The 10,930-nt window shown below is 60.8% G+C and carries 6 protein-coding genes and 1 pseudogene; 5 read left to right on the forward strand and 2 right to left on the reverse strand.

Annotation, left to right across the window (positions count from 1 at the left end; genetic code table 11):
* Positions 1-196: 196 nt before the first annotated feature.
* Positions 197-2,050 (reverse strand): caspase family protein, encoded by a 1,854-nt coding sequence (locus tag IVB13_RS03195; protein WP_247487671.1) that lies wholly within the window; start codon positions 2,048-2,050, stop codon positions 197-199.
* 437 nt (positions 2,051-2,487) lie between these two features.
* On the opposite strand from IVB13_RS03195, the gene IVB13_RS03200 reads away from it, so the two are divergent.
* From IVB13_RS03200 to IVB13_RS03220, 5 genes and pseudogenes are all read left to right on the forward strand, one after another.
* Positions 2,488-3,876, forward strand: a complete 1,389-nt coding sequence (locus IVB13_RS03200) for a hypothetical protein (protein ID WP_247366692.1) — start codon at positions 2,488-2,490, stop codon at positions 3,874-3,876.
* A gap of 210 nt (positions 3,877-4,086) precedes the next feature.
* Positions 4,087-5,115: a hypothetical protein gene (locus IVB13_RS03205; protein WP_247487673.1), complete on the forward strand. Its 1,029-nt coding sequence runs from the start codon at positions 4,087-4,089 to the stop codon at positions 5,113-5,115.
* A 648-nt stretch (positions 5,116-5,763) separates the two neighbouring features.
* Positions 5,764-5,965: pseudogene (locus IVB13_RS03210) on the forward strand (hypothetical protein); the annotation flags it as partial.
* A gap of 348 nt (positions 5,966-6,313) precedes the next feature.
* Entirely contained in the window at positions 6,314-7,999 is a 1,686-nt protein-coding gene (locus IVB13_RS03215) for a hypothetical protein (RefSeq protein ID WP_247487675.1), read from the forward strand.
* A gap of 104 nt (positions 8,000-8,103) precedes the next feature.
* Entirely contained in the window at positions 8,104-9,822 is a 1,719-nt protein-coding gene (locus IVB13_RS03220) for a hypothetical protein (RefSeq protein ID WP_247487676.1), read from the forward strand.
* Positions 9,823-10,541: 719 nt separating this feature from the next.
* Here the strand turns inward: IVB13_RS03220 and IVB13_RS40090 are convergent.
* Complete coding sequence (locus IVB13_RS40090; RefSeq protein ID WP_256467330.1) at positions 10,542-10,667, reverse strand: hypothetical protein; 126 nt, start codon at positions 10,665-10,667, stop codon at positions 10,542-10,544.
* Positions 10,668-10,930 lie beyond the last annotated feature (263 nt).

The following is a 10,930-nucleotide window of genomic DNA, read 5'->3' on the forward strand; positions in this document are numbered from 1 at the left end:
TTTTTTGAGATTCAGGGTCGTGGGGAGGCAGTTCGAGAAAGTTTAGCTTGAAAAGACCAAGTCGATCGAGAGTGGTCGAACGGCTTCCGCTCTAATGCGCATACCGGACTCAACTTGAACATCGGGTAGAGTCGGAAAGAGGCCAGAAGCGGTCATCGTTCTCACTGGCGGCCGCACGCCGGACGGCCGACGACCTTTAACCACAAACCTCCATCATCGCCCTCGGCCTACCATCACCAGATGCTAGACCAGAACCACCCGGCACCAGCTTACAGCCGGACCGCACCGGCCTGCACCCGGCTCCATTGCAGAACATCTGCCCCGTGGTGGCCTGCGGCTTCGCCGGAGCGGATTCGACTTGCTTGCGCTGCTCGTCCCGGTTTTTTGTTTCATCCCTCGTCGCAATTGGCTTCTTCTCCGGAATCTTCTCGCATTCGTTGTCGTCATTGACGCGATAGCCTGCACGGCAGGTGATCTTGACGCAAGCATCGCCATCAACCCTGAAACCGCGCTCACAGATCAGCGGGCAAACCCGGCCCGGCCTGGTCTTGATCGCGTCGAGCGCGTCGAAGCTGGCGAGCTTGGTGTCGAACTTCGTGCCGGCGTACTTATTGAACAAAGTCAGCGAGCGCTGCGACGGTGCGTTCCAGTCTCCGTCGGCGGCCGTTGCGAGACATCCAACCCGACGCAGCTCCGATTGCAGCAGCTTTGCCGTCTCATTCGGAGTTAGGCTGGGCTGTGCTGCGGTCGGAGCGACTGCCGCAACCTTCGTTTCGCTATCAATCGCTGCCTTCTTCTCGGCTGCTTGTTTGGCGGCCAGCTCGGCGAGCGCCTTGTCGGTGGCGATCCTGTTGGCGAGCGCCTTCTCGGCCACCAGCTTGTCAGCCAAGACCTTGGCGACAGCGGCTTCAGCCTCCTTGCGCCGCTGCTCCGCAGCGGCTGCTTTCGCTTCCTCGGTCTGCCTGGCCTTCTCTGCCGCGAGCTTGGCAGTCTCGGCTGCCTTGGCTGCCGCGGCCGCCTTGTCCTGCTCGGCCTTGTTGGCGCGTTCGGCCGCAAGACGGGCCCTTTCATCCTCGGCCTGTTTGGCTTTGTCCGCAGCGGCGGCGCGCGCCTCTTCGGCCCCAATCCTGCTTAACTGCCCCTTGGCGAGGCTGGCGTAAAAGCCATCGGGATATTGTGCCACGAAAGCTGTCCAGACCTCGCGCGAGCCTAGCTGGAGCGCCAGCTCGTAGTCCCGGCGGATCGCATCTTGCGGGTTTGCCTGCGGCCCGGCAACGACCGGCTTGGCAGGGACGAGCGACACATCATCGCCACCAAGCGAACCGTAGACATAGGGCTCCTGCTTGTTACCGGTATTCTTCAGGACATCGTCGCGAACGAAACCGAACGCCTTACGCAAATCGAGACCGGGTGTCGGCAGCCGCTCGACGAGAGCTGCGGCGAACGGACTATTTTTTGCATCGCCGTCCGAGGCTGTCGAGCCGGCCTTCGCCGCGAACGCAATCATGGTGTTCGGGCTTGCCGGCTCAATCTTGGCAAGGCCGCGACCTATCGCGCGCGAGGCGATGGTGCGCTTCATGGTCTTGGCAAATGGATTGTCGCGGCAAGCATCCAGAATGATAAGGCGTAGCTGTTTCGCGGGCTCGACGGCAAACATCGCACGGTCAAGCGGAAGCGTTTCGTCGAGGACGTCGCTGTCGGTCTCTAGCGTCGCGTCCGTCGGGATCAGGTAGTTGGTGCCGTCCAGTTCAATGCCATGACCGGCGTAATAGATCACGGCCACCTCGGCGTCGCGTGCCCTGCCGCCGAACTCGCGGAGCGCCTTGCGCATCTCGCCCACGTTGAGGTCAAGCCTGACATCGACACTGTCGAACCCGGCCTTCTTGAACATACCGCCGACCAGCGTCGCGTCGTTGGCAGGATTGGCAAGCCGGGGCACGCTCTTGTAGGCGGAGTTGCCAATGACCAGGGCAACGCGATGCCCGGCCTGTGCAGAACTACAGACGAGCCACATGAAAAAGAACAATAAAAACCACCGAAACGCGCGCATCGTTGCCCCGAATAATCTCTGCGCAGGGTATGCGGAGACTACCGAAAGGCAAGCTTCGACTTCGTGACTTTGGTCACACTAAGGTCGCGATTCAAAAGGGACGTAGGCTCGGCGACTCGAAGTCTGCAACGGGTCACATGCGGGCGCCGCGGCCACGTTGGTCCGTTCGCACCCCGCAAGCCGACGTCAGGGGTAGAAACAGAGAGCAGCTACGGCCCATTCGCGACATTCTAGCGCTGCGCCGACGAATTCCGGTCTACCCCGATAGGCAGACATAACTCATTCGTGAACCGCCACAGGGCGACCGCTGTCCTTGCGAGTGAACACAAGGGACGGCAAGGGCGACCAACCCTACAGCGGGAAGACTTGCCACGGCGCCTGCCTCCGGCTGCATGTCAGGACGTTCGAGGCAGCATTCCCGTTCCGGGAGGCGCGATATGCTGCAGTTGAAAGACAAGGTCGGACGGTTCGCGACGACAGGGCGCAGCTGCCAGAACTGGAAAAAGGATCAGGAACTGGTTATTTCGCTGCTCAACAAGATCGCCATTTCCGACGGCGGCGCCGAGAACACGCTCAAACCACAGATGGTCGTGACCGGTTATGCCAGCGACGGCCTTTACAACTCGATTCTGTACTTCCAGAAGAAGAACTTTCCCGGCACGCCTGACGGCTATGTTCGGCCTGCCGGTCCGACATTCAATCGGCTCGTTGAACTGTCGACGAAGGCGGCCGCCAAGCCCGCCCCGCCAAAGGGCCAATGGGACGCAATCGCGACTCCTTCCGTCGATGCTGCACTTCGCAAAGGTCTCATCGACGATTCAAAGCTGGACTACGCAGAGGTCGTTGACATCATCCGGGCTACCGTCGCAGACGGCATGGTCACCGCATTCGAGCTGGACGACCTGACCACCATTGCGAACACCTCCAGAACGCTCTCCCCCACCTCGAAAAAGCTCATCACGCTCTTCGTCGGAGAAGAATACAAGGAGAAGCGCGGGATCGGACCGTATGATCTCAATTCCGACCAGAAAAAACTAGCCGCGGAAATGGTCTGCGATTTCCTGAAAAATACGAGGACGACGTTCTTTCCGAAGCTCGACCCACACCGCGTCGGCATAGGTATTCTCAGGCGCATTGCGAAACCGAGCCTCATCAATCAAGACCAGGGAAGTCTGTGCGGGCCATCCGCCCTGATGTTCGGCTACGCGTCGGACAAGCCAGGGTCTTACGCGCGCTTCGCGATCGATCTCTATCAGAAGGGGCAGGCGAATCTTGGCCGCCTGCTGATCAAGCCGGGAAAGGATGTGAGGAACTTCACGCCACCCTGGTCGCTGGACCACGTCGACTGGCTGACATGCGCCTCCATACGCGATTCGGAGAACTGGTTCCTGGATTTCGACGACACAGGCAAGATCAGCGATCTTGCGGGTGTCACCCTGCCGAGCGAAATGGAGCAATGGTTTCGCAAGGCAGGATACCGGGACGTGCGCGAGAATACCAACATTTCACGATTCAACAAAGACATCGACGATGTAAACGAAGCCAACCGGCTGCTCGACAGCGGATATCGCGTATGTCTTTTCATAAGCGCCAATATGATCGACTATGACGACCAGTCCGATAAAGGCTCCGCGCTTACGATGCACTGGGTCGTGCTGCGCGAGAAGATACAAGTGATGAACGGGTTCGTGAAGGCGAAGGTCTTCTCATATGGCGATGGAGACTATTTGATACCGCATCCGCAGGAAAAAACCCATGCCGTCAAGCCCCTCGCGGTTCGGGACTTTCTTATGAATTTCTATGGGTACGTTGCTGCCAAGGGGTGACCGGGGCCAGAAGCGCCAAGGCAAGACGATGCTGGCCACGCACGAGATGGCCTTCTCAGCCGATGTCTCCACCCCGCGTCGGCTTCATGAATGCCGGCATCATCGCCGAGGATCGGCACGCCCGAGGAAACCATCCGCCAGCCGCGCAGCGAACGGCCGAAGGTTCAAAATTTCGCGTTGACGGGCCGAACTAGAACAGGAGAACCGGACATGGCCGCTTTCCAAGAGGTTTTCCGCCGCTCCGGCATCGATGAGGGCCGCAGCCCGCCAGGCATGGTGGTGCCGTTCGGCGGCTCCAACATCGTGGCGCTGATCGATCCCGGAAGAAAGCTCAAAGTCGATCCTAACCCCCATGCCCTCGGGATCAAGGAGATCGATGGCGCCGATACTCTTAGACGCGTCATGCAGACCAAAGACACCTTCTCCGCACCCGACATCGATCCGCAGCTCAGGGCGGCGTCACTTCCCGCCACCTTCAATGGCGATGCACGGTTTTTCGAAATCAATGGCCGGATCAAGCCGATTCCCTTTCCCGGTCTGGAGGTGGTGGCCCGGTCGGCCGGCCGGAAGATCGAAGCCAAGCTCTATGTCGTCGTGCTGCCGGAAATCAAGATCAAGGTGGCGTTCCGCAACGTCATGATTCCGGGCAGCGGCGGCGCTCCGGCTTTTCACGCCAAGAAGCCCTGCAGTGAGCAAGATGAATTGCTGACGATGAACAATATATGGAGGCCGCAGGCCAACATCCGCTTCGAGCGGGTGCCAACAGACTGGCTGGTCATCGACGACTCGCAGGCTGCCGTCAAACAGGAGCTCGCCAATGCGACTGGCATGAAGGATGCGAGCCTTGCGATCCTTCCCGATGTGATCGATGTCGAAAAACTGAAGAGCTTCTTCGCCAAACACAAAGTTCAAGGCGCCCATCTCACCATTTTCTGTGTCGACAAGCTTCGGTCCAAGGGCTCCTTTCCCAATGGCTCGTTTGCTCGATCGCTGGACCTTGCCTTCATCAGCTCGCAACGCGGGCCTAACACGTCTGCCCATGAAGCCGGGCATTTTCTCGGCTCCTACTCGAAGAGCGCGACCAAGCCTTGGGACAGCAACGGCCACACATTGGAGACCGATCCGAAAACCGGAAAAGAAAACAGGGCGGAAGACATCAAGATGCTGATGCGCGACGGAGGCGCCGGGTGGAAGATTCCGTTTAATCTCGTCAAGGAGTTCCGCGACTTCCCCGGCTAGCATCCAAAGCTCAGACGGCAGCTGGAAATCACTCCTGACGTCGAATGTCGCCTTTGGGCCACTTTCAGAATCATGCAAGGCAGCAAATGGAATCAGCCTGTCGGGACGCTAGTGGAATCAAAATCGCAGGTACAGATACCGTTGTTGTGCGGGCCGCTTCGTCATGTAGACCGAGCGGGGGGTAATCCAAATTCTCCAATTGCGGGTTTGGTGGACTGGCCGTCTAATCGCGAGGCGAGCAAAGCTGGCGTCAGCCTGCTCTGATCCAGCCCTCGGAAGCGGGCCACCTACTTCGGAAGCGCAGGCGCGTGGCCCGCTGGGCGGTTAAGCGATTTAGGGCACGCCATCGGACTGGCAACGCCAGTGACTTCGCGGACCATTGCGGTGCTGTGCGAGTGGACTGAATCCGGGCAACAGTTCCTCCCTGACCGATTTGATAGCCAACGATTTGGAATAAGTCGATGTTCCGTAATCTGTTCGCGGTCGCGCTGATGGTATCGACCAGCGCCGTGCTCGCGCACGATCACAATCGGCTTGATCTGTCGAAGTGGTTTGCGGAGCTTTATGACCGAAAGGGAGATCTGTGCTGCGATGGTAGCGAAGCGATGCATTTGTCAGAGGTAGATTGGGAGATCACCGGCAACCATCCATTACCGTGTCCGCGTGCCGACAACGCCTGGGGGCTTCGGGCGCGATGGCTGGCGCCACCAACGTGGAAACCGAGTGGGTTTACGTACCCGACGACGCCGTCATCGACGAGCCGAACAGGGCTAAAGCGACGCTGGTCTGGCCGCTCTATGGCCCGATGGGTGTGAGCATTCGCTGCTTCATACCCGGGACGATGATGTGAAGCGCCTCCGATTTTAATCGGCGCAAGGCGGAGTTCGGCTTAGGGTCATTCTCGACCGAATTGGGCTGTCCGCATGATGTCCGGTTTAGGCCCATTAACGGCCGAAAGGCGAACAATCTAAGGTCGGGCGCCTCCCCTCAACATCAGCCGGCGGCCCCAGAAGGTCGGCCTCGTTAGGGCCAATATTGTCGCCTCCGAGGAGGTCGCATCCGCCAGGACTATAGCTCGCGTTGAACAGCTGCGACCTTAGAACGCTGACTTTCCCACCGGTTGTGCTACACTCCACTCTCCGCTGACGCCTTCCGGGATTCGCGAACCCGGCCTCTCAACATCAACTTGAGGCGCTGGATGCCCCGCATCATCAACGCATACGCCGACAATTCGCCGCTGGCCAACTCGCTGAAGGATCTCGGCGAGGCGATGTTCGGCGACCAGGCACAGAAGGAAGTTTACCGGCAAAAGGCGTTCGGGCTGAAGCGTGAGAACGACAGCTCCGAGCCCCTCGCCGCTGCAGTACGCGCCGGCAATCGCAACGACATCGGCTACTACGGAGTGCTCGCGGGCAAGACCGGCCAGGACGCGGCCGACTTTGGCCGGTTCTCCGCTGCGAACCATGCATCCAGCTTCGACGATCCCCGCCTCGCAATCTCGATGATGGGCGCCGGCGGCCCCGCAGCAAGCACTGCCATCGGTCAACGTCGCTCTCTCGACAACGTCATCACGACCACCGGCATGAATAACGCCACGACGCTGGAATCGCAACGCATCGCCTCGGACCGCGCACGCGAGACTCAGCTTGCGATCGATCAGCGTACGTTGACGCCGGTCCTCGATGATGCCGGCGTGGCTCACTATGTTCCCAAGTCGCAAGCGGTCGGCGGCGAAGCGCCAATGACTTCCGACAACGTGGTCGCAAACATGCTGCGTCGGCAGGCCGCTGCGGCGCAGCCGAGTCAGACGTCATCGGACCCGCTTGGTGCCCTCGATCCCCGCATCCTGAAGAAAGCCGGTCTGGACCTAGCGGAGCAAACGTTGATCGAGCCGCGCACTGGCCAAACAGCGATCTCCCGCGACGGCGGCCGGACAGCGATCCTGCTCGACGGCAGGACTGTTTCGGCGACCGGATTTCAACCGGTAGGCACGGACGCGGCCCTGGCCCAGGCTCGCGATAACAACGTGCGCTCGAGCGCGTCGACGCCACTGGTTGTTGGGGACCCGAAGAAAAGTCAGGCGGCCGCCGACGCGTCGAGGACATCGGGAATCGGCCCGAAGATTGCAACGTTCTTCAACGAAGAGCTTGGCGCGCTACCTGCTGCAACGAGCGTGATGAAGGCGGCCACTGGCTCGTCTGAAATCGCTCCGGACATCCAACGGGCGCGATCGTCACAAGATATTCGGAACAACCAAGCGCGGGCCGTGTTGCTCGGCGGACCCGGACGGCAGACTGTTCAGGCACAGCAATGGGTAAACGACTTGCTTCCGCAAGGCAACGCACTCAGCAATCCGGAGACCGAGGCGGCGAAGATCCCGACGATCGTGAATGCGCTCAAGGGCGACCACGAACAGATTCGCCAGCTTGTCATCGATCCCAACACGCTGCCCGCCGAACGCGTGAAACTGTCCCAACAGCTTCACCAGATCGAAAACACGATCCGGATGTACACGGAGCCTCAGCAGCAGGCGCCTGCTACGCAAGCTACTGCAGCACCTGCTGCACAAGCCGCGTCGACTTCCGCAGCGCCGACGCAGACAGCCACCAATCCACAGACTGGCCAGAAACTCGGCTTGGTAAACGGACGGTGGGTGCCGCTATCGAGCGCCGGCAGCGACCCGGCATCGCCGAAGAGTTCGGCAACGTCGGGCAGCGATCCGCTATCTCAGGCACGCGACGCGATTGCACGCGGCGCCGACCCGGCAGCAGTGAAGCGGCGGCTGCAGCAAAACGGCGTCGATCCGGCAGCCCTCGCCAAACCGCAGACAGTTCTTCAGAACGGGCACACGTACAATCTGCAGCCGGACGGAAGCTATCAGTGACGTACGTCGTGCTAGATTGCGGACGCTCTGCGTTTATCGTATAATTCTGGCATAGGCTGATTTAGTCGCGTCGCCGGCGGCGTCCCTCCTTCCGAGGATGCCCCGTGTCTCAGCCGTCTTCGTACTCGCCAGCGCACGCGTTCGTCAGTGATGCCGCGACCATTTCCAATTTCCCCGGCCAGCAGCTCGACTTCGAATTCAGCGCGCTCAAGACGACCACCGACCAGATTTGCACCAATCTCGCGTTGATCCAGCGCGACGATGGCGCGCTGTTGAACGGCGTCGTGACGTATGACAGCCTTTCGGCGTCGGTGCAGTCGAACGGCCTGGCGCCGGCGAATGCGTGGGCGACCGGTACGCTGTGCACGGTCGGCACTGCCGTTTTGCAGAACTACAACCTGTATCGGTGCGCGGTGGCGCACACGGCAGGCACGTTCGCGACCGACCTGGCCGCAGGCAAATGGACGTTCGTGATTGCGCTGCCAGTGGCGGCCATGCCTATGCCAGCGCCGACCGTGCTCGGCGGCGTTTTCAGCCATACCGCGACCACCCACCAGTTCGTCACCGCCATCAACACTGACGGCACGGTCACGACCGCGCAGCCGGCGTTCACCGACATCTCCGGCACACTGGCCGCCGCGCAATTGCCGGCCCCGACTACCTCGACGCTGGGCGGCGTAAAGGCAGCCACCGTGGTCGCCCACAGTTTTGTTAGCTCGATCGGCACTGACGGCGCGCCAGGGATGACGCAGCCCGTCGCCGCCGATGTGTCGTTCACGCAGACCGGAACTGGCGCTACCGCCATCACGGAAGACACGATATGGCGCAAGATCTATACGCCTGAGATGTTTGGGGCCGTGTCGTCTCCCTTGGGAACGGCTGCGGGTTCTCTAACCAACAACCAGACCGCTATCAACGCCGCAATTACGGCGCTGGGCGCCATTGGCGGCGGCACGCTGTTGTTCGGTCCTGGCGCATACAGCGTCGGCAACGGAATCTCTGTCGCGAGCAGCAACGTGTTCCTCAAGGGCGCGGGGATGCACGCAACGACGCTGGTTCTTGTCCCGACTGTGCCAACTTCGGCAGTCCAGTTTGGCAATGCTGGTATCATCGGTAACAACGGCATAAGCGACATGACCGTTGGGTCTTCGGATACCACAACGACAAAGAACGGCATTACGCTGATCGATACCACGCAGTTCACGATGCGGAACGTCATCGTGGATCGATATCCGCAAGGCAATGGTATCCTGGCCGCAACGTCAGGTGCCGTCGGTCTTTCCGTGCAGGGCCGCGAGCTCGGCCTGGTCGAGAACTGCCAGTTCTACGCCAACCTTCCCATTCAGATTTCGCAAAACCCGCACGCCGTTGGCACTGCGTCAATCGTCGGTCTAAATGTCCTCAGTTCGGACCCGCTGCCCGCAGGCACGGCGACAATCCCACCGACCGCCACCTATAGCGCGATCTCTGGTGCATGGACGGCGTATACCCCAACCCTTGTCAGCTTGGCTGGTGGAGCCATCGGAACTGGCAACACGCTGACCGGACAATATCGCCAGGATGGCAAGACCATATCTATTCGCGTCAATATTACTATCGGAGCTTCGGGTATGGGCTCCGCAACTCAGGCCGGGTTCAGTTTGCCGGTTACGGCGGCTTCGGGCGGTGCAATCCTCGTCGGCAAGAGTACGACCACAGGGGCGATCCACTCTGGTGATATCCCCACGGGCGGTCTTACCAATGCGCTGATTTCAAGTTCGACCGGCGGCGCGGCAGCCAACAGCAATGTTTACGTTTTCAGTGGCGTGTACGAGGCAGCTTAATGGGAACAGAGCGCTTCTATAAGCCTGGATCGTTCTATCGGATCTGCGATCGAACGGGCGGAAAGCAGCCAGCTCTGCCGCGGCGAGGATAGCCTGCAATACCGGTGCGGTGGCGAGGCGGCGAACGCCCTCGCCGCCTTCATCGCCGATCGGCTGGTAAGCTGTTTGCCGGTGAGCCTCCATCGATACCGCCGCATCGGTCGCCACTTGCTCCGTCGGCGGCGCCGACTTCGGGCGAATGGCTGGTGCAGAGCGGCCTTTGTGCTGGATTGGCCGCAGCATTAAAGGAAGCGGTATGACGCCCCCCAAAGGGCCGCGGAGCAAGCGAGCCCGCGGCATCTGGAAGGGCAGCTACGTCGAGCCCTGGCTCTATCGTGTCTGCACCCGCGGCGGCCATCGCAGTGCTCTGAGGATGCCCAATGCACATCCTTAGCCGGCGCTTGGCGAAGGCGACGCCTCGACGAATCGACTTGTCCACATAGCCCACGCCTAGTGGGTCATTACAGTGCTTCTCCACCAAATCTAGCGGATTGGACGACGGTTCTCGCGTGCGCTTTTATCGTCGACATGTCCGCCGCCCGCATTATCACCCCGCCTCTGTCCGGCGGCGATCGCAAACACTTCGCCCGCGAGCTCCACAGGGCCGAAGTCGCCTATCAACGTGAGCTGCGCGAGGCCGTCGCGGCGCACGCCGCCGCCGATGCCGCTCTCGCAAAGGCCTATGCGCTCGATTGCATCGCCTGGACGACGCGCCAGTTCATTGGCAGCGGAGAGGATCCGTCACCGACGATCGCTGCGGCATCGAGGGCGAGCACAGCCTCCTCGAGGTCCGTTGCTGCCGCCACACAGAGCTCGTCGAACTAACTCTGGTCCTCTGGCCGCGCGAGCGGCCTGTGCATACGCTAAAGAAGGCGTTGTACTGCGGCCTGTGCCAGCGTACCGCCGGCCGTAAGCACCGCCCCGAGCTGATTGGATTGCGGCCGGTTGGTGATCCGCAGCCAGCCGCGCCTTCGAGGCGCTCGAAGAAGGCTCCTGACGATGTGCTGGTGTGGACGGCCTCTCATCCCCACGGTTCTATGGCGCTGTCAGCGTCACAGCTAGATGAGAG

It is taken from the genome of Bradyrhizobium sp. 17 (assembly GCF_023073515.1).
Classification (GTDB): domain Bacteria; phylum Pseudomonadota; class Alphaproteobacteria; order Rhizobiales; family Xanthobacteraceae; genus Bradyrhizobium; species Bradyrhizobium canariense_D.

Coding starts and splice junctions, on each gene's coding strand:
- IVB13_RS03195 (WP_247487671.1), bottom strand. CDS start 2,050: ATGCGCGCGTTTCGGTGGTTTTTATTGTTCTTTTTCATGTGGCTCGTC.
- IVB13_RS03200 (WP_247366692.1), top strand. CDS start 2,488: ATGCTGCAGTTGAAAGACAAGGTCGGACGGTTCGCGACGACAGGGCGC.
- IVB13_RS03205 (WP_247487673.1), top strand. CDS start 4,087: ATGGCCGCTTTCCAAGAGGTTTTCCGCCGCTCCGGCATCGATGAGGGC.
- IVB13_RS03215 (WP_247487675.1), top strand. CDS start 6,314: ATGCCCCGCATCATCAACGCATACGCCGACAATTCGCCGCTGGCCAAC.